The sequence below is a fragment of the Phenylobacterium kunshanense genome (assembly GCF_003254525.1).
In the GTDB taxonomy this organism is placed as follows: Bacteria; Pseudomonadota; Alphaproteobacteria; order Caulobacterales; family Caulobacteraceae; genus Phenylobacterium; species Phenylobacterium kunshanense.
The window spans coordinates 310480-336613 of sequence record NZ_QFYS01000002.1 but is presented as its reverse complement, the minus strand read 5'-3'; the positions used below and the strand labels follow the sequence as shown (position 1 = coordinate 336613).

29 protein-coding genes and 1 pseudogene are annotated in these 26134 nt (G+C 69.4%); 18 read left to right on the top strand and 12 right to left on the bottom strand.

Annotated features, from left to right (window positions below):
• Positions 1-34 precede the first annotated feature (34 nt).
• The 8 genes from DJ019_RS05965 (at position 35) to DJ019_RS05930 (ending at position 7932) form a co-directional block, all read left to right on the top strand.
• Positions 35-2986 carry a 2-oxoglutarate dehydrogenase E1 component gene (locus tag DJ019_RS05965; RefSeq protein ID WP_111275498.1) on the top strand — a complete coding sequence of 984 codons (2952 nt, stop codon included), beginning with the start codon at positions 35-37 and terminating at the stop codon, positions 2984-2986.
• 75 nt (positions 2987-3061) lie between these two features.
• Positions 3062-4270: a 2-oxoglutarate dehydrogenase complex dihydrolipoyllysine-residue succinyltransferase gene (gene odhB / locus DJ019_RS05960; RefSeq protein WP_111275067.1), complete on the top strand. Its 1209-nt coding sequence runs from the start codon at positions 3062-3064 to the stop codon at positions 4268-4270.
• Positions 4271-4414: 144 nt separating this feature from the next.
• Positions 4415-4801: a hypothetical protein gene (locus tag DJ019_RS05955; protein ID WP_111275066.1), complete on the top strand. Its 387-nt coding sequence runs from the start codon at positions 4415-4417 to the stop codon at positions 4799-4801.
• Between the two features lie 14 nt (positions 4802-4815).
• Entirely contained in the window at positions 4816-5247 is a 432-nt protein-coding gene (locus DJ019_RS05950; protein WP_111275065.1) for a response regulator, read from the top strand.
• Between the two features lie 169 nt (positions 5248-5416).
• Entirely contained in the window at positions 5417-6823 is a 1407-nt protein-coding gene (lpdA, locus tag DJ019_RS05945) for a dihydrolipoyl dehydrogenase (RefSeq protein ID WP_111275064.1), read from the top strand.
• On the top strand, positions 6805-7245 hold the full coding sequence (locus DJ019_RS05940; protein ID WP_165843906.1) for a GNAT family N-acetyltransferase: 441 nt from the start codon (positions 6805-6807) through the stop codon (positions 7243-7245). The genes lpdA and DJ019_RS05940 overlap by 19 nt, the downstream gene beginning before the upstream one ends.
• Positions 7246-7366: 121 nt before the next feature.
• On the top strand, positions 7367-7624 hold the full coding sequence (locus DJ019_RS05935) for a hypothetical protein (RefSeq protein WP_111275062.1): 258 nt from the start codon (positions 7367-7369) through the stop codon (positions 7622-7624).
• Positions 7621-7932: a hypothetical protein gene (locus DJ019_RS05930; protein WP_111275061.1), complete on the top strand. Its 312-nt coding sequence runs from the start codon at positions 7621-7623 to the stop codon at positions 7930-7932. Before DJ019_RS05935 ends, DJ019_RS05930 begins: the two co-directional genes overlap by 4 nt.
• Here DJ019_RS05930 and DJ019_RS05925 read toward each other — a convergent pair.
• From DJ019_RS05925 to fsa, 3 genes are read right to left on the bottom strand one after another with little or no spacing between them, the layout of a single operon-like run.
• Entirely contained in the window at positions 7898-8824 is a 927-nt protein-coding gene (locus DJ019_RS05925; RefSeq protein ID WP_111275060.1) for a tyrosine recombinase XerC, read from the bottom strand. The two genes, DJ019_RS05930 and DJ019_RS05925, sit on opposite strands and share 35 nt — an antisense overlap.
• Positions 8809-9492 carry a DUF484 family protein gene (locus DJ019_RS05920; protein WP_111275059.1) on the bottom strand — a complete coding sequence of 228 codons (684 nt, stop codon included), beginning with the start codon at positions 9490-9492 and terminating at the stop codon, positions 8809-8811. Before DJ019_RS05920 ends, DJ019_RS05925 begins: the two co-directional genes overlap by 16 nt.
• A 15-nt stretch (positions 9493-9507) precedes the next feature.
• The gene (gene fsa, locus DJ019_RS05915) at positions 9508-10161 is read right to left on the bottom strand and encodes a fructose-6-phosphate aldolase (protein ID WP_111275058.1); all 654 of its coding nucleotides are present in this window, start codon (positions 10159-10161) and stop codon (positions 9508-9510) included.
• Between the two features lie 58 nt (positions 10162-10219).
• Here fsa and DJ019_RS05910 point away from each other — a divergent pair, with 58 nt between their 5' ends.
• A complete protein-coding gene (locus tag DJ019_RS05910) occupies positions 10220-12385 on the top strand; it encodes a primosomal protein N' (protein WP_111275057.1) in 2166 nt (721 codons plus the stop codon).
• Positions 12386-12392: 7 nt separating this feature from the next.
• Here DJ019_RS05910 and DJ019_RS05905 read toward each other — a convergent pair whose 3' ends face one another.
• Entirely contained in the window at positions 12393-13031 is a 639-nt protein-coding gene (locus DJ019_RS05905) for a TetR/AcrR family transcriptional regulator (RefSeq protein WP_165843905.1), read from the bottom strand.
• A 211-nt stretch (positions 13032-13242) separates the two neighbouring features.
• Between DJ019_RS05905 and DJ019_RS21330 the strand changes: the two are divergent.
• From DJ019_RS21330 to DJ019_RS05895, 3 genes and pseudogenes are all read left to right on the top strand, one after another.
• Positions 13243-13425, top strand: a pseudogene (locus tag DJ019_RS21330) (TetR/AcrR family transcriptional regulator); the annotation flags it as partial.
• Between the two features lie 129 nt (positions 13426-13554).
• Positions 13555-14649 carry a glycosyltransferase family 4 protein gene (locus DJ019_RS05900; protein ID WP_240606411.1) on the top strand — a complete coding sequence of 365 codons (1095 nt, stop codon included), beginning with the start codon at positions 13555-13557 and terminating at the stop codon, positions 14647-14649.
• A gap of 123 nt (positions 14650-14772) precedes the next feature.
• Entirely contained in the window at positions 14773-15246 is a 474-nt protein-coding gene (locus DJ019_RS05895) for an NUDIX hydrolase (RefSeq protein ID WP_111275055.1), read from the top strand.
• Here the strand turns inward: DJ019_RS05895 and phnE are convergent.
• From phnE to phnC, 3 genes are read right to left on the bottom strand one after another with little or no spacing between them, the layout of a single operon-like run.
• Complete coding sequence (gene phnE, locus DJ019_RS05890) at positions 15215-16018, bottom strand: phosphonate ABC transporter, permease protein PhnE (RefSeq protein ID WP_111275054.1); 804 nt, start codon at positions 16016-16018, stop codon at positions 15215-15217. The two genes, DJ019_RS05895 and phnE, sit on opposite strands and share 32 nt — an antisense overlap.
• Entirely contained in the window at positions 16015-17031 is a 1017-nt protein-coding gene (gene phnD / locus DJ019_RS05885; RefSeq protein ID WP_111275053.1) for a phosphate/phosphite/phosphonate ABC transporter substrate-binding protein, read from the bottom strand. The genes phnE and phnD overlap by 4 nt, the downstream gene beginning before the upstream one ends.
• A complete protein-coding gene (gene phnC / locus DJ019_RS05880; protein ID WP_111275052.1) occupies positions 17028-17822 on the bottom strand; it encodes a phosphonate ABC transporter ATP-binding protein in 795 nt (264 codons plus the stop codon). Before phnC ends, phnD begins: the two co-directional genes overlap by 4 nt.
• Before the next feature lie 252 nt (positions 17823-18074).
• On the opposite strand from phnC, the gene DJ019_RS05875 reads away from it, so the two are divergent.
• Complete coding sequence (locus DJ019_RS05875) at positions 18075-19346, top strand: type III PLP-dependent enzyme (RefSeq protein ID WP_111275051.1); 1272 nt, start codon at positions 18075-18077, stop codon at positions 19344-19346.
• Between the two features lie 104 nt (positions 19347-19450).
• Positions 19451-20503 (top strand): 1,9-bis(guanidino)-5-aza-nonane synthase, encoded by a 1053-nt coding sequence (locus tag DJ019_RS05870; protein ID WP_111275050.1) that lies wholly within the window; start codon positions 19451-19453, stop codon positions 20501-20503.
• Between the two features lie 52 nt (positions 20504-20555).
• Here DJ019_RS05870 and DJ019_RS05865 read toward each other — a convergent pair whose 3' ends face one another.
• Both DJ019_RS05865 and DJ019_RS05860 read right to left on the bottom strand, forming a co-directional pair.
• Positions 20556-21329: a molybdopterin-dependent oxidoreductase gene (locus tag DJ019_RS05865; RefSeq protein WP_111275049.1), complete on the bottom strand. Its 774-nt coding sequence runs from the start codon at positions 21327-21329 to the stop codon at positions 20556-20558.
• Positions 21326-22144 carry a cytochrome b/b6 domain-containing protein gene (locus DJ019_RS05860; protein WP_111275496.1) on the bottom strand — a complete coding sequence of 273 codons (819 nt, stop codon included), beginning with the start codon at positions 22142-22144 and terminating at the stop codon, positions 21326-21328. The genes DJ019_RS05865 and DJ019_RS05860 overlap by 4 nt, the downstream gene beginning before the upstream one ends.
• 138 nt (positions 22145-22282) lie before the next feature.
• Here DJ019_RS05860 and DJ019_RS05855 point away from each other — a divergent pair, with 138 nt between their 5' ends.
• Entirely contained in the window at positions 22283-22465 is a 183-nt protein-coding gene (locus DJ019_RS05855; RefSeq protein WP_111275048.1) for a hypothetical protein, read from the top strand.
• Between the two features lie 4 nt (positions 22466-22469).
• On the opposite strand, the gene DJ019_RS05850 is transcribed toward DJ019_RS05855, so the two are convergent.
• Positions 22470-22976: a L,D-transpeptidase family protein gene (locus DJ019_RS05850; protein WP_111275047.1), complete on the bottom strand. Its 507-nt coding sequence runs from the start codon at positions 22974-22976 to the stop codon at positions 22470-22472.
• A 54-nt stretch (positions 22977-23030) separates the two neighbouring features.
• On the opposite strand from DJ019_RS05850, the gene DJ019_RS05845 reads away from it, so the two are divergent.
• Positions 23031-23714, top strand: a complete 684-nt coding sequence (locus DJ019_RS05845; protein WP_111275046.1) for a response regulator transcription factor — start codon at positions 23031-23033, stop codon at positions 23712-23714.
• Positions 23711-24121, top strand: a complete 411-nt coding sequence (locus tag DJ019_RS05840; RefSeq protein WP_111275045.1) for a hypothetical protein — start codon at positions 23711-23713, stop codon at positions 24119-24121. The genes DJ019_RS05845 and DJ019_RS05840 overlap by 4 nt, the downstream gene beginning before the upstream one ends.
• On the opposite strand, the gene DJ019_RS05835 is transcribed toward DJ019_RS05840, so the two are convergent.
• Positions 24099-24905 carry an exodeoxyribonuclease III gene (locus DJ019_RS05835; protein ID WP_111275044.1) on the bottom strand — a complete coding sequence of 269 codons (807 nt, stop codon included), beginning with the start codon at positions 24903-24905 and terminating at the stop codon, positions 24099-24101. The two genes, DJ019_RS05840 and DJ019_RS05835, sit on opposite strands and share 23 nt — an antisense overlap.
• Positions 24906-25142: 237 nt before the next feature.
• Complete coding sequence (locus DJ019_RS05830) at positions 25143-25778, bottom strand: LolA family protein (protein WP_111275043.1); 636 nt, start codon at positions 25776-25778, stop codon at positions 25143-25145.
• A 97-nt stretch (positions 25779-25875) separates the two neighbouring features.
• Between DJ019_RS05830 and DJ019_RS05825 the strand changes: the two genes are divergently transcribed.
• Positions 25876-26133: a UvrB/UvrC motif-containing protein gene (locus tag DJ019_RS05825; RefSeq protein ID WP_111275042.1), complete on the top strand. Its 258-nt coding sequence runs from the start codon at positions 25876-25878 to the stop codon at positions 26131-26133.
• Position 26134: the final 1 nt, after the last annotated feature.

Genomic DNA, 26134 nt, shown 5'->3' with positions numbered 1-26134 from the left:
AAAGTCCGTGGGCCCGCCCCGGAAGGCGAAGCAGATGGCGGACGACGCAGGCCTGATCAACGAAGTTCTGGCCGAGACCTCTTTCCTCTACGGCGGCAATGCGGCCTTCGTGGAGGATCTCTACGCGAAGTGGGCGGCGGACCCCGGCTCGGTGGAGCCGTCCTGGCAGGCCTTCTTCGCCTCGCTCGCGGATCGCAGCGAGGAGGTCGCGCGCGCCGCCCAGAAGCCGGCCTGGACCCGGCCCTCCGCCCCGGCCGCCCGCCCCGACTGGATGAGCGCCATCGACGGGCTCTGGCCTGCGGTGGAAGCCAAGATCGGCAAGGCGATCGAAGCCAAGAAGCCCACCGCCTCGGTGGACGAAGTGCGGGCCGCGACGCTCGATTCCCTGCGCGCCATCATGATGATCCGGGCCTACCGGATGCGCGGGCACCTGAAGGCCAACCTGGATCCGCTGGGCATCGCCACCACGCCCGGCGACGCGTCCGAACTCGACCCGGCCACCTACGGCTTCGCCGAGGCGGATTTCGACCGGCCGATCTTCCTGGACTACGTGCTGGGCCTGGAAACCGCGACGCTTCGCGAGATCCTGGAGATCCTCCGCCGCACCTACTGCGGCAACGTCGGCGTGCAGTACATGCACGTCTCGGATCCCAAGGAGAAAGCCTGGCTGCAGGAGCGGATCGAGGGTCGCGACAAGGAGATCACCTTCACCAAGGAGGGCAAGGTCGCCATCCTGAAGAAGCTGATCGAGGCGCAGGGCTTCGAGGCCTTCCTGCACCGCCGCTTCCCCGGCACCAAGCGCTTCGGCCTCGACGGCGGCGAGGCGATGGTCCCGGCGCTGGAGCAGATCATCAAGCGCGGCGGCGCCATGGGCGTGCAGGACATCGTCATCGGCATGCCGCACCGCGGCCGCCTGAACGTCCTGGCCGCCGTGATGGGCAAGCCCTACCACATCATCTTCCACGAGTTCCAAGGCGGGTCGGCGGTGCCGTCGGACGTCCAGGGCTCGGGCGACGTGAAGTACCACCTCGGCGCCTCGTCGGACCGTTCGTTCGACAACAACGAGGTGCACCTGTCGCTGACGGCCAACCCGTCGCACCTCGAGATCGTCAACCCCGTCGTGATCGGCAAGGCGCGCGCCAAGCAGGCGTTCACCCTGCGCGAGAAGCCTGACGCCGGCCGCGCCCACGTGCTGCCGCTGCTGCTGCACGGCGACGCCGCTTTCGCGGGCCAGGGCGTGGTGGCCGAATGCTTCGCCCTGTCGGGCCTGCGCGGCTACGGCGTCGGCGGGACCATGCATTTCGTGGTCAACAACCAGATCGGCTTCACCACCAGCCCCAAGAACAGCCGCTCGTCGCCCTACCCGACCGACGTGGCGCTGATGGTCGAGACGCCGATCTTCCACGTCAACGGCGACGACCCCGAGGCGGTGACCTTCGCCGCCAAGGTGGCCACGGAGTACCGCCAGCTGTTCGGCAAGGACGTGGTCATCGACATGTTCTGCTACCGGCGGTTCGGTCACAACGAGGGCGACGATCCGACGATGACCCAGCCCCTGATGTACGCGAAGATCAAGGGGCACCCCTCGGTCCGCGACCTCTATGCCCAGCGGCTGATCGGGGAAGGCGTCTGCACCCAGGCCGACGTCGACGGCTGGGTCGCCGACTTCGACAAGTTCCTCGACGCCGAGTTCGAGGCCGGCAAGCAGTACAAGGCCAACAAGGCCGACTGGCTCGACGGCAAGTGGGCCAACATGAAGCTGCCCACCGGCGACGAGCGCTTCGCGACCGGCGCGCCCAAGCAGAAGCTGCTGGATCTAGGCCGCAAGATGACCACGGTCCCCGACCGGATCAGCGTCCACAAGACCGTGGAGCGGGTCATCTCGGCGCGCCGCGAGGCGATCGAATCCGGCCAGGGCATCGACTGGGCGACGGCCGAACACCTGGCCTTCGCCACCCTGCTCGACGCCGGCTATCCGGTGCGCCTCTCCGGCCAGGACAGCGTGCGCGGCACCTTCAGCCACCGCCACTCGGGCCTGATCGACCAGAAGAGCGAGGAGGTCTACTTCCCGCTCCGCAACCTGGGGCCCGGACAGGCGCACTTCGAAGTGCTGGACTCGGCGCTGTCGGAAGAGGCGGTGCTTGGCTTCGAGTACGGCTTCTCGCTGACCGATCCCAACACCCTGACCATGTGGGAAGCCCAGTTCGGCGACTTCGTGAACGGCGCCCAGGTGGTGATCGACCAGTTCATCAGCTCGGGCGAGCGCAAGTGGCTGCGCATGAGCGGCCTCGTCATGCTGCTGCCGCACGGCTACGAGGGCCAGGGGCCCGAGCACTCGTCGGCGCGCCTGGAGCGCTTCCTGCAGCTCTGCGCCGAGGACAACATGCAGGTGGTCAACTGCACCACCCCGGCGAACTACTTCCACGTCCTGCGCCGCCAACTCCTGCGCGAGTACCGCAAGCCGCTGATCGTCATGTCGCCCAAGAGCCTGCTGCGCCACAAGCGTGCGGTGTCGAACCTGTCGGACATGGCCGCCGGGACCGGCTTCCACCGGGTTATGGTGGACGGCGCCGAGGCGGGTTGCGACGTGGGCGGGGTGACCCTTCGCCCCGACGCCGAGATCAAGCGGGTCATCGTCTGCTCGGGCAAGGTCTACTTCGACCTGGTGGAACAGCGGGCCAAGAGCGGCCGCGACGATGTCTACATCCTGCGCCTGGAGCAGTTCTATCCCTGGCCGCTGAAGTCGCTCTCGAACGAGCTGAAGCGGTTCAAGAACGCCGAGCTGGTGTGGTGCCAGGAGGAGCCCAAGAACATGGGCGGCTGGCAGTTCGTCGACCCCTGGCTTGAGCTGACGCTGGAACGCATGAGCGTGAAGGCCAAGCGCGCCCGCTATGTGGGCCGTCCGGCCTCGGCGTCCACCGCCGCGGGTCTGATGAGCCGGCACCTGAAGGAACTCGAGACGTTCCTGACCGAGGCTTTCGCCTAGAGGCCGTCGTCACCAACTCTGCCAAATCCGCCAACTCTGTTTGTGTCCCAAGACCCCCAAGGAGCCCTACCCCCGATGGCCGACATCATGACCCCGGCGCTGGGTGAATCCGTCAGCGAGGCGACCGTCGCCCGCTGGACCAAGAAGGCCGGCGATGCGGTCCGCAAGGACGAGATCCTGGTGGAGCTGGAGACCGACAAGGTCAGCCTGGAAGTCGCCGCCCCCGCCGATGGCGTTCTGGCCGAGATCTCGGCCGAGGAAGGCGCCACCGTCGAGCCCGGGGCCCTGCTGGGCAAGATCGCGGAAGGCGCTGCCGGGACCGCGCCCAAGGCCGCAGCGCCTAAGGCTGAGCCCGCCAAACCCGCGCCCGCGCCCGCGCCCGCGCAGGCCCCCGCGGCCAAGGCCGAGCCGGTGCTCGCCCCGTCGGCCCAGCGCATCGCGGCCGAGAACAAGCTGGACCCCGCCGCCATCGCCGGCACCGGCAAGGACGGCCGCGTGACCAAGGGTGACGCGCTCGCCGCCCTGGAAGCCCGCGCCTCGGCCCCGGCGGCCGCCTCCACGCCCACCGCCCCGCGCGCCATCCACGAGCGCGAGGAACGGGTGAAGATGACCCGCCTGCGCCAGACCATCGCGCGCCGGCTGAAGGAAGCCCAGAACAACGCCGCCATGCTGACCACCTTCAACGAGGTGGACATGAGCGCGGTCATGGCCCTGCGGAACCAGTACAAGGACAGCTTCGAGAAGAAGCACGGCGTGAAGCTCGGCTTCATGAGCTTCTTCGTGAAGGCCGTGGTCCACGCGCTGAAGCAGGTGCCGGACGTCAACGCCGAGATCGACGGCACGGACGTCATCTACAAGAACCACTACGACATCTCGGTCGCCGTCGGCACCGAGAAGGGCCTGGTGACCCCGGTCGTCCGCGACGCCGACGCCATGAGCCTGGCCGACATCGAGAAGGAGATCGGCGCGCTGGGCAAGAAGGCGCGCGATGGCCAGCTCTCGATGGACGACCTGCAGGGCGGCACCTTCACGATCTCGAACGGCGGCATCTACGGCTCGCTGATGTCCACGCCGATCCTGAACCCGCCGCAGTCGGGCATCCTGGGCATGCACAAGATCCAGGAGCGGCCGATGGTGGTGAACGGCCAGATCGTGGTCCGCCCGATGATGTACCTGGCCCTCAGCTACGACCACCGCATCGTCGATGGGAAGGGCGCCGTGACCTTCCTGGTCCATGTGAAGGACGCCATCGAGGACCCGCAGCGGCTGCTGCTGGACATCTAGGCGCGGGCTGCCGGGAGGGCGGCGATCCTGGGGCGGATCGCCGCAGGTCGCCCCGCGCGGACGCCAAAAGCGAACGACGTTTTCGCCGGTTCACCAATGTTTAGGGCCGGCTGGGGAAAGCTCCTTGAAAAGGAACGCTTTCTCATGTCGGCCCTCAACCTGAGCCCTGGGTTCGCCCCGAGCGTCTCGATCACCATGGACGTCCTGTCCGGCGAGATCGAGCTGGCGGCGGCCCGCTGCATCCGCCTGGACAAGATCCTCGGCGAATTCATGGACAGTCTTCCGGCGGCCGAGCGCCAGGTGCTGACCGAGAGCCTCCACGGCGTGGACCTCCTCGCCCAGCACCTCACCGGCCTCGCCAGCTTCGCCCGCAATGTCAGCTTCGCATCGCCCGGGGGCATCGAAGTCCCGGTGGACAGCGCCCTGGCGAGCCTGACCCTCGGCGCGCTGGCCGAACGCATGGCCGAGGGCCTCGGCGCGCCGGTGGTCGAGGCCGAGCCCGCCGAGCCCGGCGAAGTCGACCTGTTCTGAGAGACGAGACCCCGATGCAGTTCGAACCCCCGCCCACCTACCGGGTCCTCGTCGTCGACCACGACCGCACGGTCCTCGAGATGGTGCAGATCCGGCTGGACGTCGCCGGCTATCTCGTCACGGCCACCCGCGAACCGGCCGAGGCCATCGGCCTGCTGGAGGGCGGCGGCTTCGACGCCGTCATCCTGGAGCGCCACCTGCCTGACATGGCCAGCCTCGAAGTCCTGGAGGCGCTGGCGACGGCCGCCGACGGTCCGGCTCCGGTCCTGCTGATCGGCCGCGGGCTGACCGCCGACGACGTGAAGGCGGCCGCGGGCCACGGGGTCTGCGACGGCCTGGCGAAACCGTTCAGCGGCGCCGAACTCCTGGAGCGCGTCGACCGGATGCTGGCGGCCGGCGCGCCGCTCATCGAGCGCGATCCGCAGGACGAGTGGATCGAGGTCTGACGCCGGTCCGGGCCGCAGCGGCCACATCGACCGCCTCCGGGCCGCGTCGGCGCCCGCTTTTCGTTCCTCGCCGCCACATCGCGACCGCAATCTCGGTTCTCCGCCGCCCGGCGGTTGACCTAGGGACTTGCCGGACTAGTTTGCGCCCCCACCTGAGGCAGGGCTTACCATGACCGACACCACCACCTACGACGTCGTCATCATCGGGGGCGGCCCCGGCGGCTACAACGCCGCGATCCGGGCCGGCCAGCTCGGACTGAAGGCCGCCTGCGTCGAGATGCGCGGCACGCTGGGCGGCACGTGCCTGAACGTCGGCTGCATGCCCTCCAAGGCTCTGCTGCACGCCTCCGAGCTTTTCGCCGCCGCCGGCAGCGAGTTCGCGACCCTCGGCATCGAGGTCACGCCGAAGCTCAACCTGCTCCAGATGATGAAGCAGAAGGCCGACTCGGTCGGCCAGCTCACCAAGGGCATCGAGTTCCTGTTCAAGAAGAACAAGGTCGACTGGGTGAAGGGCCGTGGCCGCATCGCCGGCGCCGGCAAGGTCGAGGTGACCGCCGAGGACGGCTCGGTCGTCACCCTGGCGGCGAAGAACATCGTCATCGCCACCGGCTCCGAGCCCTCTCCTCTTCCGGGTGTCGACGTCGACCAGGAGCGCATCGTGGACTCCACGGGCGCCCTGTCGCTACCCAAGGTTCCGGGCCACCTCGTGGTGATCGGCGCCGGGATCATCGGCCTGGAGCTGGGCTCGGTATGGCGCCGTCTGGGCGCCAAGGTGACCGTGATCGAATACCTGGACCGGATCACTCCCGGTATGGACGCCGAGGTCGCGAAGACCTTCCAACGCACCCTGACCAAGCAGGGCTTCGAGTTCCGGCTGGGCGCCAAGGTGACGGGGGCCAAGGCGTCGAAGAAGGGCGTCTCGGTGACCTTCGAGCCGGTCGCCGGCGGCGCCGCCGAGACCCTGGAAGCCGACAACGTCCTGCTGGCGATCGGCCGGCGTCCTTACACCGAAGGCCTGGGTCTCGAGACCGTGGGCGTCACGCCCGACAAGCGCGGCTTCATCGAGACGGACCACTTCCGAACCTCGGCGCCGGGCGTCTGGGCGATCGGCGACGCGATCCACGGCCCGATGCTGGCCCACAAGGCCGAGGAGGACGGGGTCGCCTGCATCGAGATCATCGCCGGCAAGTACGGCCACGTGGACTACAACCTGGTGCCGAGCGTGGTCTACACCGCGCCGGAAGTGGCCTGGGTCGGCAAGACCGAGGAACAGCTCAAGGCCGAGGGGCGCGCCTACAAGACCGGCAAGTTCCCGTTCACGGCCAACAGCCGCGCCAAGATCAACCATGAGACCGAGGGCTTCGTGAAGGTGCTGGCCGACGCCGCAACCGACGAGGTCCTGGGCGTCCACATGATCGGCCCGCAGGTCTCGGAGATGGTCGGCGAGTTCTGCGTGGCCATGACATTCCGTGCGGCGAGCGAGGACATCGCGCGGACCTGCCACCCGCACCCAACGCGCAGCGAAGCCCTGCGTCAGGCCGCCATGGGAGTCGAAGGGTGGACGATGCAGGCCTGAGGGCTGGCCTCGTCGTCCGACGCGCGCGTCCGGAGGAGCTGGACGCGTGCGCGGACCTGTATGTCCGGGTCCTGCGCGAGACGTTCACCTGGATCGATCCGGCACGGCACCGGCGGGAGGACTTCCTGCGGGCCGCCCGTGAGGAGGAGGTCTACGCCGCCTTCGACCGCGGCCGGCTCATCGGCGTCGCGGCGCTGTATGCCCCCCAGAACTTCCTGCACTCGCTCTATGTGACCGACCGCGGCCGGGGCGTGGGCCGAGCGCTCCTGGACCATATCGCCGAGCGGCTGGACGGGCCCATGTCTCTGAAGTGCCAGGCGGCCAACCGGGCGGCCCAGGCCTTCTATGAGCGTGAGGGGTTCCTCGCCACGGACGCCGGCGAGGACAATGGCGTCGCCTGGATCCGGTACGTCCGGGAGTGAGCGCCGGCCGGTCCGATGACCGGTGTCTGCAACTTCTGCGTTCCAGGTGACCGAACCTTAACTTGGCGGCCGCCGCGGGCGGTGGCAGCTTCCCGGCGTTGCGTATTGGGGAGAGGCTGCAATGCTTGCGATTGTCGCCGCCGTCGTGGCGCTGACGCCGGGCCTGGAGGCGCGCGCCGCCGACACGTCGCTCCGCACCTTCGTCGCTCCTCCCGCGTCCCTGCTTCGCGACGCAGCGCCCTGCCAGGGCGCCGGACGTTTCCAGACCGGCTACGAGCCCGCCTTGCTGTTTCGTGACGAAGACCGCGACACCGCCCGCCTTCGCAAGCTGATCGAGATGCCCATGGGCGAGATGTGCCTGCTGGGAGGCAGTCGATGAGCGGGCTTCTGGGCCTGGCCATGGCCGCCGCGATCGCCGGCGCGCCGCCCGCCGCCAAGGGCGCCGAGGACCTCGACCGTACGCCCGTACGCTGCCGGCCGGCGCCCTACTTCGTGCGCGATGTCTCCCCGCGCCCCAAGACCCAGCGCCTGGTGCTGACCGGCACGCGGGTGCCGCGCTACCAGAAGCGCGCTCGCCCCTGCCATCTGATGCATGCGCCCGGCGAGCCTGAGCTGGAATGGCGCGTGGTCATGATCCAGGAGCTGGACCTGGTCAGGCCCTCGGATGGGCCGCAGAATACGCGCTGAGCAACGCCGCTGCGTCCACCTCAGTGTAGCGCTGGGTGGTCGACAGCGAGGCGTGGCCAAGCAGTTCCTGAATGGACCGCAGGTCCGCCCCCGCGCCCAGCAGATGGGTGGCGAAGGAGTGACGCAAGGCGTGCGGCGTTGCGCTCGCCGGCAGGCCCAGGCGGCCGCGCAGGGCCTGGACCGTCGCCTGGACGTGACGAGGGCTCAGGGCGCCGCCGCGCCTGGCCCGAAACAATGGTCCTTCGGCCGGCAGCACGAACGGAACCTCCGCCAGATAGGCCTCCACCGCGGCGCGGACCGCCGGCAGCACCGGGACCATCCGGGTCTTGCCGCCCTTGCCGGTGATCCTCAGCAGTTCGGGCAGGGGCGCATCGGCCCGCGTGAGCGAAAGGGCCTCCGAAATCCGCAGGCCGCAGCCGTAGAGCAGGGTCAGCACCGCCTGGTCGCGGACGACCTCCCAATCCTCTCGATCGGGGTCGAGGGCAGGCTCCGCGATCAGGCCGACCGCCTGGTCCTCGGTGACCGGCCGTGGCGCGCCGGGCTTCACGCGCGGGCCCCGCACGAGCGCGATGGCCGCGTTCGGCGCATCGAGCCGCCGGTCGAGGAATCGGTGGAAGGTGCGGATGGCCGACAGGGCCTGGCTCAGCGAACGCGGCGAGAGCGGGCGATCCCCTGAACGCAGATGGGCCAGCCAGGCGCGCAGCTCGGCCGCAGAGACGCCCGCGAGATCGGCGACGCTGACCGGTCCGCCGCGGTGCTGCTCGAGGAAGGTGAGATAGCGCGCCGCGGCGAAGCCATAGGCTTCAAGGGTGCGAGGCGAGGCGCGGCGTTCGTTGGCCAGATGCTCCAGCCACTGGGTGCGCGCGGCCTGGCCGCTCAGAGCAGCGGCCATCGCTCCGCCGTCCGCTCCACGACGCGGGCCAGGAAGGCCACCAGCTCGCTGCCCATGTCGGGCGTGAAGCCCTCGGGATCGTGCGAGCCGAAGGCGAGCAGGCCCTGGCGCGAGGGCTCCCAGATCGCCATGCGCACCATCGCCATCGAGCGGATCTCGTCGGCTCCGCCGGCGAAGAGGCCGAGGGCCGTGGGGACGAAGCCCATCCGGGCCATGCGGTGGCCGCCGTCGAGCAGCAGGTCCACCTGCCCTTCCACCAGCGGCCGCCAGCCGGCCGGTGGCAGGCCATCGCATTCCAGGGCGATGACGCCGGCGGCGAGGCCGAAGCGCTCCCGCGCCAGGTCGTCCACCCGGCGGGCGAGGTCGGAGTTGTTGCGGGCGTCCAGCAGGTCGACCACGGCCCCGTGCGTCTGGGCCTGGGCGGCGAAGTTGGCGCGGGCCGTCTCCTCCAGCAGCTGGCGCATCTCGGCCTCGCGCTGGTGGGCGGCGTGCACGCGCGCCAGCGGCGCCAGTTCGACGACATTGCTCGCAGCGAGCGTCAGGCCGAGCTCGGCCAGCAGTCCGTCGTCGCCCTTCAGGAAGTCGGGATTGTCCGACAGGAAGCGGCGGACCGCGGACGGGTCGACCGGGTTGGCCTCGAACTGAAACTCACCCTGCGACCCGTCCATGTCACCTCAAGCCCCTTACAGGATCGACTGACCGGTCTTCGCCCAATCAGCCATGAACTGTTGGAGCCCCCGTTCGGTTAACGGATGCTTGAAAAGCGCCTCGAAGACGTCCGGCGGGATGGTCGCGCAGTCGGCGCCCGAGAGGGCCGCCTCCTTCACGTGCGACGCCGACCGGATCGAGGCAGCCAGGATCTCGGTGTCGAAGTCGTAGTTGTCGTAGATCGCCCGGATCTCGGTGATCAGGTCCATGCCCTCGGCGCCATGGTCGTCAAGCCGGCCGATGAAGGGGCTGACGTAGGTGGCGCCCGCCTTGGCGGCCAGCAGGGCCTGGGCGGCCGAGAAGCACAGCGTGACGTTGGTCTGGATCCCCTCGGCGGCGAATTCCGAGGTCGCCATCAGGCCTTCGCGGGTCAGCGGCACCTTGACCACCACATTCGGCGCGATGCCGGCCAGCTTGCGGCCCTCGGCCAGCATGCCCTCGGTGGTCACCGACGACACCTCGGCGCTCACCGGGCCATCGACGATGCGGCAGATGTCGGCGATCACCTCCAGCATGTTGCGGCCGGACTTGGCGATCAGGGTGGGGTTGGTCGTCACGCCGTCGACGAGGCCCGTCTTGGCGAGGTCTTCGATCTGGACGATGTCGGTGCTGTCGAGGAAGAGCTGCATGGTGTGACCTTGGACTTGTTCGCGCCGCTTGTAGCTGCGAAGGCCTGAACCTCAAACCATGAGCCGCATCGCCTCCGTCCTGATCCCCATGCCGCTTCCGGAGGCGTTCGACTACGCCGAGCCCGAAGGCATGGACCTGGCGCCCGGCGATCAGGTCGCCGTGCCGCTGGGGCCGCGGCTGATCCGGGGCGTGGTGACCGGGATCCGTGACGGACACGGGGGCAACCGGCCCCTCAAGCCGGTGGCCGAGCGGCTGGACGATCCTCCCCTGCCGCCCGGCACGGTGGAATTCGTGCAGTGGGCCGCCCGCTACGCCGTGGATGTCCCGGGGCAGCCACTCGCCATCGCCCTCCGCGGCGCCCGGGCGCCCAAGCCGCGCCCGCAACGCCTCGTGCGGCTGACCGGAACGCACCCCGCCCGCGCGACCCCGGCCCGCGCGAAGGTGCTGGAAGCCGCCGCCGGCAGCGACGGCCTGTCCGCCGCCGACCTCGCACGCGCCGCCGGGGTTTCGGCAGGTGTCGTGAAGGGGCTGATCGATGAGGGCGTGCTCGCCCTGCACGAGGTGGTCGCCGAAGCCGCCTTCGATCCGCCCGACCTTGCGCGCCGGGGTTCCGATCTCAACGCCAGCCAGGCCGCGGCCGCCGACGTCCTGAAGGCGATGGCGACCGAAGGCGGCTTTGGCGTCGCCCTGCTCGACGGCGTCACGGGATCCGGGAAGACCGAAGTCTATCTGGAGGCCGCCGCGGCGGCGCTGGCCGCCGATCCGGAGGCCCAGGTTCTGATCCTGCTGCCCGAGATCGCGCTCACCCAGGCGGTGATCGCCCGCGTGGGGCAGCGCTTCGGCGCGGCGCCGGGGGAATGGCACTCGGATGTCGCGCCGCCGGGTCGACGCCGCGTGTGGGAGGCCGTGGCCGCGGGCCGCTGTCGGATCGTCGTCGGCGCGAGGTCCGCCCTGTTCCTGCCCTTCCGCAAGTTGCGCCTGATCGTCGTCGACGAGGAGCACGACAGCTCGTTCAAACAGGAAGAGGGCTTCATCTACCACGCGCGGGACCTGGCGGTGGCGCGGGGCAAGATCGAGGATGCGGCGGTGATCCTCGCCTCGGCGACACCCTCGCTGGAGAGCCTGCGCAATGCGGAGACCGGCCGGTATCGCTGGGTGCGGCTCGCCGGGCGGCACGGGGCGGCCGGCCTGCCCGACATCGAGCTGATCGACCTGCGGGAAACGCCGCCCGAGGCGGGGCGCTGGCTGTCGCCGCCCCTGATCGCCGCCATGGCCGAGACCTATGCGCGGGGCGAGCAGACGCTGCTTTTCCTGAACCGCCGGGGCTATGCGCCGCTCGTGCTCTGCAAGGCCTGCGGCGAGCGGATGACGGCGCCCGACACCGAGAGCTGGCTGGTGGAGCACCGCTACACGGGGCGCCTGGTCTGCCATCTCACCGGGTTCTCGATGCCCAAGCCGGCCGCCTGCCCTCACTGCGGCGCCAAGGACAGCCTGGTCTCGATCGGGCCGGGCGTGGAGCGGGTCGAGGAGGAGGCGCGGGCCCTGTTCCCCGAGGCGCGGATCGCGGTCTTCTCGTCCGACACCGTGTTCGACGCCCGCGAGGCCCGCAGGCTGGTGGAAAGCATGGCGGCGGGAGACATCGACATCCTCGTCGCCACCCAGGCGGCGGCCAAGGGGCACAACTTCCCCAAGCTGACCCTGGTCGGCGTGGTCGACGCCGACCTCGGGCTCCGCGGCGGGGACCTTCGGGCGGCCGAGCGGACCTATCAGCTCCTGGCCCAGGCGACGGGGCGGGCGGGGCGCCGCGACCGGCCGGGCCGCGCCCTGCTCCAGACCTACGCTCCTGAACACGCGGTCATGCAGGCGCTGAAGGCCCAGGACCGTGACGCCTTCGTCGAAGCCGAGATGGCCGAGCGCGAGATGGCGGGCCTACCGCCGTTCGGCCGGCTGGCGGCGGTGATTGCCTCGGGGCCGGATGCGGCCCAGCTCGACGCCTTCTGCCGCACCATGGCGCAGGCCGCGCCGAATACGCCTGGGGTTGAGGTCTACGGCCCGGCGGACGCGCCGCTCGGCCTGGTTCGGGGCCGGCGCCGAAAGCGGTTCCTGGTGCGGGCCGACCGTGGCGTGGACCTCTCGGCCTACATGGCGGCGTGGCGCGCGCGGGTGAGGCCGCCCGGCGCCATACGGCTGGCGATCGACATCGATCCCTACAGCTTCCTCTGACCGGCGCTCAGTCGGTCCACAGGTCGTGCAGATCGCCCTTTCGGTTCAGCATCCGCACGGCGCGCTTCACCACGGTGATCAGCCGTTCGCGCCGGGCGATCTCGTCGTAGGTCATCGAGCCCTTGGCCAACCCCTCCAACAGGAACCGGCCGAGGTCGCGGCTGGTCTGGAACCGCGGGTCGTCCCCGGCCTGGACCATGGCGCCGATCCGGTCGCCGCCAAGTTGGGCATGGTCGAAGGCGCTGCGCGCCGGCGCCAGCCGCTCGGCAAGCATGGGATCGGTCCTGGCGGCGGCCTCCAGCTCGGCGAAGGCGAGGAACGGCAGCTCATGCAATAGCGCCCAGTAGACGTCGATCGCATGCTCGGCCGCATCGACACCCGGCGGTGTCGGCGCCGAGGCCGCCTGCTCGAACAGGCGCGCGCGGTGGAGTTCGATGTGCGAGATCGCCGCCTCGACCAGCTCCTCGCGGGAGGCGAAGTGATAGAGCATCGCGCCGCGGGTCAGACCGGCGGCGTCCGCGATCACGGCGTTCGTGGCCTCATGGTAGCCCATTTCGGCGAACAGCCGCATCGCCGCATCGAGAATACGGGCGCGAGTTCGCTGCGACTTGGGCGTCGCCTTGGCCGGATAGGTTCTGGCGTCCATCGGACCCAATATAGGGGCGACCTGGGGAGGGCCTGCTCGAACTCCGCCCATAGCAGCGGTTCATGACGACTTTCCAGCGCGCAAGTCGTCGCGCTCCCCCGCGGCCGGGTGAATTGTGCGGCGATTAGGCGCCGGAGCGGCCGTTTTCGGCAGCCAGCGGGTCGTGACCCCGCGTTGACTTGCCGCTCGAACTCATGACAGTGCGGCTGCCATGAAGACGCCCCTGCCGAACCTGCGCGATCGCCAGCGGGAGGAGACCCGCACCCAGATCCTGCGCGCCGTCGGCCGCCAGCTCGAGCACCGCTCGCTGGAGGATCTGAGCTTCGCCGAGATCGCGCGTGACGCCGACGTCGGCGAGCGCACGGTCTATCGGCACTTTCCCACCAAGGAGGCGCTGCTGGGCGCCTTCTGGGCCTGGATGCAGTCGGAGGCCTTCGGCCAGGCGCCCGAGCGGGTGAAACCCTCGCGTTCGGACCGGCGCCTGCGCGAGGCGATCACCGCGCCGCGGGACATGCAGCGGCCCATGCGCATCCTGGTCGCCAGCGACGCCTGGGAGCCGCAGGTGAACGGCGTCGTCCGCACCCTGACCCGCGTGGTGCAGGAGCTGCAGGGCATGGGACACACGGTGGAGGTGATCCACCCCGGCCAGTTCAAGACGTTCCCGCTGCCGACCTATGCCGAGATCAAGGTGGCGATCGGCGTCTACGAGCCCGTGCAGGAGCGCTTCAAGGCCTTCGAGCCCGAGGCCATCCACATCGCCACCGAAGGGCCGATTGGCCTGGCCGCCCGGCGCATCTGCGTGGAGTGGAAGCTGCCGTTCACCACCAGCTACCACACCCGGTTCCCGGAGTACGTGTCGGCCCGCCTGCCGCTGCCGCTGGCGGCAGGATACGCCTACATGAAGTGGTTCCACAAACCGTCGGGCCGACTGATGGTGGCGACGCCCACCATGCGCGAGGAGCTCACCCGCCACGGGTTCCGCAACATCTCGGCCTGGTCGCGCGGGGTGGACACCGAGACTTTCCGCCCGCGGGCGGATGACGAACCGGATCTGTTCGCCGACCTGCCGAAGCCGGTGTTCCTGTACGTGGGCCGCGTGGCCGTCGAGAAGAACATCGAGGCCTTCCTCGCCCTCGACCTGCCGGGCAGCAAGGTGGTGGTGGGGCCTGGGCCTCAGCTCGAGGAACTGAAGACCAAATATCCGACGGCCATCTTCAAGGGGCCGAAGTCCGGCGACGACCTGGCGGCTCACTACAGGTCGGCCGACGTCTTCGTATTCCCGTCGCTGACCGACACCTTCGGCCTGGTGATCCTGGAGGCCATGGCCTCAGGCACGCCGGTGGCGGCCTATCCCGCCCCGGGCCCGATCGACCTGATCCCCGGTTCCGGCGCGGGCATGCTGGCGGTGACGGCCACCGAGGGCCTGCGAGAGGCCTGCTTGCAATGCCTCGACCTGGATCGGACCGGCGTGCGGACGTTCGCCGAGAAGTTCTCGTGGCGCGCTTGCGCCGAGGATTTCGTGAAGAACCTGCAGCCCTATCCAGAACCCGAGAAAACCCGGTTCTGGCGTCGCCTGCGTCGGCTGGCCCGGGTCCGACGGCGGCAGGAGGCGGCCTGACACCGCCACAGATGACAGTTTTATGACAATTTAATCGACGGTCACGGAAAGCCCGCGTACATCGCCCGCCCTCAAACCCGCACTTGACGGGCGATTCGATGGGGAGGCCCGTTAGCGGCCGAAATGGGCAAGAAGACCGACAGACTACGCCCTGAGGCGGACCGCGAGCCGCGCACCCAGTATGCCGCCTTGCCATGGCGGCGCGGCGATGGCGGCGTCGAGATGCTGCTCATCACCTCCCGGGAAACCCGCCGCTGGGTCATCCCGAAAGGCTGGCCGATGAAGGACCGGGACGCCGCCGACGCGGCGGCGCAGGAAGCCTTCGAAGAGGCCGGCGTGGTAGGGCGTGCTGATCACAAGCCCCTGGGCGTCTACCACTACGACAAGCGCCTGCGTTCGGGCCGGCTACAGCACGTGCGGGTGATGGTGTTCGGCCTCGAAGTGACCGAGGAGCGCGACATCTGGCCCGAAATGGTCGAGCGCGACCGGCGCTGGATCGCGCCGGCCGGCGCGGCCGGACTCGTGGACGAGCCGGAGCTGCGGGCCCTGCTGGCGAAGTTCAAGCCTAAAGCAGGCGGCTCCGGATCGCCTGGCTGAGCATGTCGATCAGGCTGACGGCGACGATGATCACCAGCACGATCGCCGCCGTCGACGAGTAGTCGAAGGCGTTCATGCTGTCGACGAGCACCTGGCCGATGCCGCCGGCGCCGATCAGGCCCAATACCGTGGCGCTACGGCTGTTCGATTCGAAGCGGTACAGCGCATAGCTGGTCCAGAGCGGCGCCACCTGGGGGATCACGCCCCAGACGATCTCGTGCAGCTTGGCGCCGCCGGTGGCGCGAACGCCCTCCACGGGGCCGCGGTCGATGGACTCCGTGGCCTCCGAGAACAGCTTGGCCAGCACGCCCGAGGTGCCGATCGCCAGCGCCATGACGCCGGCCAGGGGGCCCGGGCCGACGGCGACCAGGAAGATCATCCCGATGACCAGGTCCGGCACCGACCGCACCACGTCCAGCAGGCGACGGATCGGGACCTGTATGAACGCGGGGGTGATGTTGCGCGACGCCAGCAGTCCCAGCGGGATGGCGGTGACGATCGCCAGGCTCGTACCCCAGATCGCCATCTGGATCGTCTGCCACATCTTGCCGACGTAGAGCGTCCAGTGGGTGAAGTCGGGGGTGATGAAGCCGCGCCCGAGCTCCTGCATGTTGGCCGAATTCGAGAACAACAGCGGCAGCTTGTAGAGCTCGGCGGGTCCGAAGGCGATGGCCAGGAGGCCGATCAGGCAGCCCCAGATCAGCAGGTCGGGCGCCCGCTGAGCCAGCGTGCGGACAGGCGGCGGCGGGATGGCGCCGGGCTGGACGGTCATTGGACCGGCGCCGGCGCGATGGCGCGGGCCTGGGCGGCCTCGGCGCGGACCTTGTCGAACTCGGCCTGGGCCTTGGCGATCTTGCCGGCGTCGCCGCCGCGCTTGGCCGCGGCCAGGGCCTCGCTGGCCTCCATCTCGCGCACCGGGTCCAGGTAGGAGTTGTCGGCGGGGCGGAAGCCGCCGTAGGCGAGCCCCTTGAGAACCTCGCGCTGCTTGGCGGCCTTCTCGTCCGTGCCCGTGCCATAGGTCAGGAAGAACTGGCGGATCTTCTCCTTCAGCGCCGGGTCCAGGTCCTTGCGGACAACGATGGAGCTCTCGGGCAGCGGCGGGGACTCCCAGATCGTCTCCACCTTGGCGGCGAGCTCGGGGTTCTGACGCGCGAAGAAGATCAGGCCGACCGTGTTGTTGGTGGCGACGTCGACCACGCCGTTCGCCACCGCGAAGGTGTTGGCCTGGTGGCTGGCCGAACGGACGGTCTTGAAGCAGCGCGCCGGCTCGATGTTGCGCGGCGTGAAGAGGTAGGTCATCGGCGCCAGCGTGCCCGAGGTCGACTGGGTGTCGCCCATGCCGAAGTTCAGGGTTTTGTCGCAGGCCAGCACCTTGTCGAGGGTCAGGCCGCTGCCCTTGCGCACGATGAGCACCGACTTGTAGGTGGCGTCGCCGCCCGCATCGACGACCCGGCCCAGAACCTCGCCGTCGGCCCGGCGCACGGCCTGGAGCGCCGGGGAGGCGGAGAACCACCCCATGTGCACCTGCTTGAAGCGCATCGCCTCGACCAGCGAGGTGTAGTTGGTGGCGAAATAGGGCTTCACCTTGATGCCGATGGACGCCGACAGGTCGTCCAGCAACGGCGCCCAGAGCGGCTCCATCGACGCCTGGTTCTCGGCCGACAGGATCGAGAAGGTCAGCTCGTCGGGGTTGGTCGCGTCTGTCGCGTTTTCGGCCGGCTTGCCGCAGGCCGAAAGCGCCAGGGCGGCGCCGGCCGCCAGGGTGATGAGGGTGCGACGGATCATGTGGGCGCTCCTTCCCAGAAGACGTCCTCGAATTCGGGGCCGTAGATGTCGATCAGTCGGTCGCGCTTCAGGTCCGACGGGGGGCCATCGTAGACCACCTTGCCGGCCTTCAGCGCCACCACGCGCTTGCAGTAGCGCAGGGCGTAGTCGACCTGGTGCAGCGTGACGATCACCGTCAGGCCGTCGGTCTCGTTCAGCTCGCGCAGGATTTCCATCACCCGGCGGGCGGAGACCGGGTCGAGCGAGGCGACCGGCTCGTCGGCCAGGATGATCTTGGCCTTCTGCACCAGGGCGCGGGCGATGGCGCCGCGCTGCTGCTGCCCCCCCGAGAGGGTGTTCGCCCGCTGCGAGGCATAGTCGGAGATGCCGAACCGATGCAGCGCCGCCATGACCGCCTGCTTGGTCTCGGCCGGCCAGAGGCCCAACGCCGCCTGCCAGAAGCCGATCCGGCCCAGCGAGCCCAGCGCCACGTTGCTGAACAGCGACAGGCGGCCCACCAGGTTGAACTGCTGGAAGATCATGCCGATCCGGGTGCGGGTCTTCCGCACGTTGGAATCGATCTTCCCGTCCTTCTGCACGGGCCCGCCGAAGGCCGTGATCACACCCGGCCCAGCGTCGATCGTCTGCAGGGCGCTGATCGAGCGCAGCAGGGTCGATTTGCCCGACCCGGACGGGCCGATGAGGGCGATGATCTCGCCCTTGTGGACCTCGAGCGACACGTCATCCAGGGCGCGGCGCTGGCCGAAGGTCTTCGAGGCGTTCCGTATCGACAGAACGGCGGCGTCGGTCATGAGGAGGGTTCGGAGCTTTCCCGTCTTGGACCGGCTTCATGGCACGGCGGCGCGCTCCGGGTCCAGCGCGCTCCCGCGCCAGGCGCGCGGTCACGCCGCCCACGCTCGGAATGCGCGCGAGAAGGTCGCAAACACGAACGCTTTACATCGCGGTCCAAAGACCCTATTTGCGCGCCTTCCGGCGGACCCGATGTCCTCAAAAGCGCTGCTAACGCCGGTCTAGGTTCAACAATCCGTTGGGGGTTGCGTGAGGTGCAGACGTACCATACGCCCCTGGACCTGGTCCGTGAGCGGTCCCCGGAGCGTCCTGTCGCCTTTGCGCGGCCGGGCGTGGTGGCCGTAGCGGCGCGCTGGTTCCAGGACAATTTTCAAGGCGACGTATTCTACGCCGTGAAGGCGAACCCTTCGCCGTGGGTCATCGAGACCCTGGTGAACGCCGGTGTGAATTCGTTCGATGTGGCCTCGATCCCCGAGATCGAGCTGGTGGCCAAGTATGCGCCCGGCGCACGCATGGCCTTCATGCATCCGGTCAAGAGCCGCAGGGCCATCGCCGAGGCGTACCATCGCCATGGCGTGAAGACCTTCGCGCTCGACACCCACGAGGAGCTGCAGAAGATCCTCGAGGCGACCGACGGGGCTGAGGACCTCACCCTGATCGTCCGCCTGGGCGTGGTGGCTGAGGGCGCATCGTACTCGCTGTCCGGCAAGTTCGGCGTGCCGATGCACGAGGCGCCCGCCCTGCTGCTGGCCGCGCGCGGCGCGACCCATGGCAAGATGGGCGTCAGCTTCCACGTCGGCAGTCAGTGCATGCGGCCGACCGCCTACCAGGCGGCGATGGCCCAGGCCCAGCGCGCCATCGTGCGCGCCGGCGTCATGGTCGACATCGTGGACGTGGGCGGCGGCTTCCCGTCGATCTATCCCGGCATGGTCCCGCCCGACATGGCGGACTACGTCGACTCCATCCAGCGCGGCTTCGCGGACATGAGCGTCCACGAGGAGACCGAGCTGTGGTGCGAGCCGGGCCGGGCGCTGGTGGCCGAGGCCTCCTCGATCCTCACCAAGGTCGAGCTCAAGAAGGGCGACGCGCTGTACCTCAACGACGGCAGCTACGGCTCGCTGTTCGATGCGGCGCACGTGAAGTGGCCCTTCCCGGTGAAGCTGTACCGCGGCGAGGGCGACGACGCCCGCGAGGTGGAAGGCCCCCTGAAGCCGTTCCGCTTCTACGGCCCCACCTGCGACAGCCTCGACCACATGCCGGGCCCGTTCTGGCTGCCGGAGGACATCCGCGAAGGCGACTACGTGGAGATCGGCATGCTGGGCGCCTACGGGATCGCCATGAACACCCGCTTCAACGGCTTCGGCGACGCCGAGACCGTGGAAGTGTCCGACGCTCCGATGGCCTCGATGTTCGGCCTGGCCGGCCGCTCGATCCGCCTGCCCCGCGAGGAGCGGGAGGAGGAGCGGAAGGTCGTCCGCCTGTCGCGTCCCAAGGGCGCGGCCGGCAAGAAGCGCCGCAAGCGGTAACTAGCTGACACGTTGAAGTGTTATAGGCGCGGCCGGTCGCTCCGTCCCGGTCGCGCCTTTCTATTTTCGGACGGGCGATCACCCTCAGAAGGGAACTTCAGAAGATGAACGCTCCGGCGAATTCGAACCGCAAGGCCGAACTCCTGGCCAACACCGTCGAGCATGTGGCGATCGATCAGTACGACGCCCGGCCGATCATCGACTCCATGCGGAAGATGAGCTTCACCAGCCGTGACACGGCGCGTGCGGCCGACATCTGGTCGATGTCTCTGGAAGACGGTGACTGCTCGACCTGGCTGACGCTGGCCGGCTCCACCTCGGCCGGCGGCTGCATGCACATCTACCGGGACATGCTGAAGCACGGGATGATCGACGTGGTCGTGGCCACGGGCGCCTCGATCGTCGACATGGACTTCTTCGAAGCCCTCGGCTTCAAGCACTACCAGGCCGACTCCACGGTGGACGATCGTGAGCTGCGGGAGATGTACATCGACCGCATCTACGACACCTACATCGACGAGGAAGAGCTCCAGAACTGCGACGGCACGATCTACGAGATCTGCGAACTGCTGGAGCCGCGCCCCTATTCGAGCCGCGAGTTCATCCACGAGATGGGCAAGTGGCTGGCGGCCGGCAACGCCAAGAAGCCGGACAGCCTGATCGAGGTGGCCTACCGCGAGGGCGTGCCGATCTTCTGCCCGGCGTTCGTGGACAGCTCGGCAGGCTTCGGCCTCGTGAAGCACCAGGTCGAGCGGATGAAGGCGGGCAAGCCCTACCTCACCATCGACGCGGTGGCCGACTTCCGCGAGCTCACCGAGATCAAGCTGAAGGCAGGCGCGACCGGCCTCTTCATGGTCGGCGGCGGCGTGCCGAAGAACTTCGCGCAGGACACCGTCGTGTGCGCCGAGATCCTCGGCCACGAGGTCGACATGCACAAGTACGCGGTCCAGATCACCGTGGCCGACGTGCGCGACGGCGCCTGCTCGTCCTCGACGCTCAAGGAGGCCTGCTCCTGGGGCAAGGTGGACGTGACCTGGGAGCAGATGGTGTTCGCGGAAGCCACCACGGTGGTCCCGCTGATCGCCTCCGACGCCTTCCACCGCGGCGCGCACAAGAACCGCAAGAAGCGCCGTTGGGCCGACCTGTTCGCGAAATAAGCCAGTCCGGGATCGGACCTGGGCCGGGGAGCGATCCCCGGCCCTTTTGCTGTCAGATGCCGGCGTACCACTCGTAGCCGCGGTCGGGCCAGAAGCCGCCCTGGCCGCGGCCGATCCCCTCCAGAGAGGCGACCGCCTCCACCCGCATGACGTACTTGGCGTGCTTGTAGCCGAGCTGGCGCTCGACCCTCAGGCGCAGCGGCGCGCCGTGGCGGACCGGCAACGTGGCGCCGTTCATCGCATAGGCCAGGATGGTCTGCGGGTGGTAGGCGTCGACGAGGTCGATGCTCTCGTAGTAGCGGCCCGCGCCGTCCGTGGCGTAGGGGTCCAGGGTGTCGGCGCAGTGGAGGACGATGTAGCGCGCCTCGGGCTTCAGCCGCGCCCGGTCGAGCAGGGCCGACAGGCGGGCGCCCGTCCACTCCCCGATCGAGGACCAGCCCTCCACGCAGTCGTGGCGGGTGACCTGCGTGCGCGCCGGCGCGGCCCGGACCTCGGCAAGCGTCAGGGCCAGCGGCTGCTCCACCAGGCCGTCGATGACGAGGCGGTAGCCCGCGAAGTTCTCCGCCACGAGGGCGACGTACTCGGGATCCTGCGGGCGCAGGGTGCCGTTGGCGCGGAAATCCCTGGAGATCTCCGCCCGGCTGAACTCGCGGGCCAGGGCGTTGCGGTCGGTCACCAGGCGCTGGGCGCCCTTCGTCCACCGTTCCGCGACCCGCAGCACGCCGGTGAAGGTCGAATTCGTGGCGAGGCGATCGCAGCCGGCGAGCCAGGCCGAGCCGAGCGCGGCCCCGGCGGCCGACAGCCAGCGGCGGCGATCCAGGGTCATGACCGGTCTCCTTCCCGCACGATGGCGTACCGGCCGGTGATCATCGAGCGCACGCCGTTCCAGGGGCCGGAGAGGACGACCAGCGCCAGGTGGACGGCCACGAACAGCACGAGGCCAGATGCGGCGAGGAAATGGATCGTCCGGGCGGACTGGCGCCCGCCGAAGAGATCGACCAGGCCAGGCACGGTGGCGTTGAACCCGGGCGACATGGAAAGGCCGGTTGCCACCATCAGCGGCAGCAGCACCGCCACCACCGAAAGGTAGGCCAGCTTCTGGATCACGTTGTACGTGCGCGCGGCGTCGCCCTTCGCGAATCGCAGGCGGGCATGCGCCGCGATCTCGTGCGCGAGATGGTCCGGCCTGAGCTGCGCGCGGGTCGGCAGGAGGTCCCGCCGGAGGTGGCCCCCCGCAAGGCTCCAGGCCCAGTAGAGGGCGAGGTTGGCCACGAAGACCCAGGCGAAGAAGAAGTGCCAGCGCCGGCCGATCGCCAGGTCGCGCCAGCTCGGGATCGTGGACCAGCTCGGGAAGGCGCGCTGTTCGCGACGGCCCTCGGGGCCCGACCAGCCGAGCAGGCCGGTGGTGTCGAGGGTCAGGGAGCCGATGGCGGTGATCCCGCGCGGCTGGTCGCCGATCTCGACCTTGCGGACCGAGAGCCAGGGGTCGGCGAACGTCGACGCATGGCCCCAGTAGAGCGCCGGGTGCGCGTTGAAGATCTGCAGCCCGCTCATCAGCAGGACCAGCATCGCGACCACATTGACCCAGTGCGTCAGGCGCACCACCCCGCTGTGGCGGCGTACGAGCTCTTTCCTGGCCATCTCGTCCCCCGCCACCCCATGGGCCTCCTGGCGGGCAATCTGGCGCCGTCCGTCCCGCGAGGCGACCCCCGATGCGCTGGAACGATACCCGCCCGCCGTGACTTTGAATGGCGAACCCGGAAGACGGAGCATCCGACCATGGACAGGGAGCGCAGCCTCCAGACCGAGGGCCGCAAGGAGAACGCCGCCCAGCCTCTCGACGCTGCGAAGGACGCCGGTGGGCCGGAGCGCTATCCGCAGGCCCGACAGGACGACGGTCTCGAGCCCCCGCGCAACCCGCGGCCGCCCCAGGGCGCGGGAGACGGCGGCCCGCCTCGGTGAGCGCCTAGACGGCCCGGATCTCGACCGAGTCGCCGGGGCGGGCGTCCTCCAGCAGCGCCTCAAGGTCGGCGCGCTCGACGGCGATGCAGCCGTGGGTGGGCGGATAGCCCGGCTTGCACAGGTGCAGGAAGATCGCCGACCCCAGGCCGGGGACCGGCGGGTCGTCGTTGTGCCCCAGCACGACGACGATGTCGTAGACGCCGTCATCCCGCCACAGCCGCTCGGCGCTGGCCGGATAGGGCAGCTTGACGTGGCGGTTGTAGGCCGGGTCCGCCGGATCGTCGCACCACCCGTCGTCCTCGTCCATCGCGTGGACCCTGAACTCGGTCGCGGGCGGCGGGCCGCGGTCGGGCCGGTACCAGACCTCGCGGATCGGCCAGACGCCGGCGGGAGAGGCCAGGTCGCCCTCGCGTTTCTCGGCGGCGGGTATCACGCCGGCCGGGCCCAGGGCGCAGCGCGCCTTGCGCTCGCCGAGGTCCAGCCAGCCGTCGGATGTGGCGGTGAAGATCACGGGTGGATCAAATCCCTTTGGCGCCAGCCGCCCAGATGGTGTTTGTTGCCCAACATGGCTCAACGCAAGACCCTCCTCATCGTCGACGACGACCAGGACCTTCGCGGGGCGATCGCCGAGCAGTTGCAGGCCGAGGGCTTCGAGACGGTGGAAGCGCCCACCGCCGGCGAAGGCGTCCGCCTGGCGCGCGAGGCGAAGCCCGACCTTGTCCTGCTGGACGTCGACCTGCCCGACATGGACGGCCGGGACGCCTGCGCCCGGATGCGCCAGGACGGGGTGACCGCGCCTGTGATCATGCTGACCGCCGCCGACACCGACGAGGACACGGTCCGCGGACTGGACGCCGGGGCCAACGACTATGTCACCAAGCCCTATAAGTTCGCCGTCCTGCTGGCCCGCATCCGGGTCCAGCTCCGCGACTACGAGCATTCCGAGGGCGCGGTCTTCCGCCTGGGGGCCTACGAGTTTCGCCCGGCGGCCAAGGTGCTGGTGGACGAGAAGGGCAAGAAGATCCGTCTCACCGAGAAAGAGACCAACATCCTGAAGTACCTCTACCGGGCCGGCGAGAAGGCCGTCAGCCGGGAGGAACTTCTGGCCGAGGTGTGGGGCTACAACGCCGGGGTCACCACCCACACGCTCGAGACCCACGTCTACCGCCTGCGCCAGAAGATCGAACCCGACCCCGCCAACGCCCGCCTGCTGCTGACCGAACAGGGCGGCTACAAGCTGGCGCCGTGAAGCGTCTTTCCGCCTGGGCGGCCGGCGTCGTCGCGCTGTCGCCCGTGGCCGCGATCGCCTGCACCATCTCCTTCACCCCGGAAACCGAGCCGCGCGCGTTCCGTTACGCCGACCTTGTCGTGGTGGCGAAGGTGCGGACCCAGGCGTTCGGAGGCCAGGGCATGGGGCTGCGCGAGGGCGAGGCGAGCGCGGTGGTCTCGCAGGTCCTGAAGGGCGGGACCGCGCGGGGCGGCGAGGTCCGCTACCGCGTCTGGACCGGGCCCAGGCAATGCCCGAACCAGTACGACACCCGCCCCGGGCAGAGCTATCGGCTCTATCTGAAGCGCCCCAAGGCGGGCGGGCTCTATGAGGTCGCCTACCTCGTCGGCGTGCAGGGGCGGGAGCCTACAGCACCAGGTCCGCGCTGACCGGGGCATGGTCGCTGGGGCGCTCCCAGGCCCGGACATCCTCATGGATGCGCGTCGCGGGCGCGCCCAGTCGCCAGGCGGCCTCGCGCAGGCCGGGAGTTATGAGGATGTGGTCCAGCCTGAGGCCGCGGTTTGACTGCCGGAAGTCAGCGGCGCGATAGCTCCACCACGAGGCCAGCTTCGCAGGCTCGGGCGTCGCCTCCCGCATCAGGTCGATGAAGCCGAGCGATGCCTCCATGGCCCGGAACGCCTCGATCTCCACCGGCGTGTGGCTGACGATCTTCGACATGTACTTGTGGTTCCAGACGTCGAACTCGCCCGGGGCCACGTTGAGGTCGCCAACGACGGCCAGCGGCGCCTTGGGGTCGCGCTTGCCCAGCTCGGCGGTGAGCTTCTCGTAGAAGTCGAGCTTGTGGTCGAACTTGGGGTTCTCCGCCCGGTCCGGCACATCGCCGCCGGCGGGGATATAGAAATTGTGCACTTCGACCCCCGCGATCATGCCGCCCACGCACCGGGCGTGCTTCTCCCGGCAGACATCAAGCGGCGGCGCGTCCTCGATCGGCAGGCGCGAGGCGATGGCGACGCCGTGCCAGCCCTTCTGACCCGCGATCTTCAGGTGCGGCAGCCCCATGTCCCTGAAGGCGTTCACCGGAAACTCGCCCTCGCGGCACTTGATTTCCTGTAGGCAAAGGACGTCGGGCGCCTGCTCGGCCACGAAGCGGGCGACCTGTTCGGCGCGCAGGCGGACGGAGTTGACGTTCCAGGTGCAGAGGCGAAGGCGCATCCCGTCTCTCTAAGCCAGAGCTGAACGAAAGAAAGGCCCGGGCGCTATGGCGAGCGCCCGGGCCGTAAGAGTCGTCTCTCATGCCGCCGCCGGGAGGGGATAGGTTCCGGCACGGTGTTCGCCGACGCGACGCGCGCGCCAGCGACGTAGTGACAATATCGCAACAGTGCGACAGTTTGTCAAAGGTATTCGACAGCAAAGCTTGCGTGTGTCGTCGCGATCACACCTGACGCGGCGTCAGACCTTGCCCCGTCCGACGTTTTTCGGCCGCGGATCCTTCAGCACGAACAGCGAACGGTCGAGGCCGGAGGCCCGCTCCAGCCCGCGGAGCTGCACCTGCGTCGGACGCCCCTGAGCGTCGGTGACAGTCCACCCGACCAGGCTCATGGGGCTGTCGCGGAATGTCAGGGTGATCTGCCCCGCCGTCTGCTTCTTCCCATCGCGCGCCGTAATGGAGAAGCCGTCGGCCAGCCGCGCGACGCGGGTGATGCTGACGCCCCTGTCGAGGCGGATCGTGCGCGCGAGGAACAGCGACAGCGGCGTCGCCGACAGCGGATACTGGTCGAAGGTCTTCAGGCGCTTGTCCTGCACCGAGACCACGCCGCCGTCCGAGACCACCAGCAGGCCCGAGGGCGGATCGTAGGCGAAGCGCGCCTTGCCGGGCCGCTTCAGGAAAAGCTGGCCCGACGTCGAACGCCCTCGCGCGTCGGTCTGGACGAAGCGGCCTTGAGCCTCGGTCAGCCCTTCCAGATAGGCCACGGCCCGGTCCACCAGCGCCTTGTCGGCGGCCGACAGCGCGCTCTGCGCGAACGCCGGGCTCGCCAGCGGGGCGGCGGCGAGGGCGAGGGTCAGGCTGCGGCGGGTCAGGGTCATGCTTGCTCCGTTACGTGCGAACGTCCTATCGCGCCAGGGCGGCGGCAATAGGGCCAGCGCAAGGCGACGCAACGCCGGTCCGCGGAAGGACGTTCCCATGGGCATGATCGAGGACCTGGAGCGCCGGATGGCCGAGGCGGCCGAGGCCGGCGACTTCGAGACCGCCGCCCTGCTCCGCGACGCCATCGCCCGGATCCGCTCCGGCGAGTCGGGCCTGCGCGAGCAGCAGCCGGGCCGCATGGGCCTCGGCTCCAGCCAGGAACGCTACGTCGGCGCCGACCGGAAGAAGGCCCTGCCGAAGAAACCGGACCCCATGACCAGCAGTCACAAGCCCGGGGGGCGGCGAAGCCGTTGAG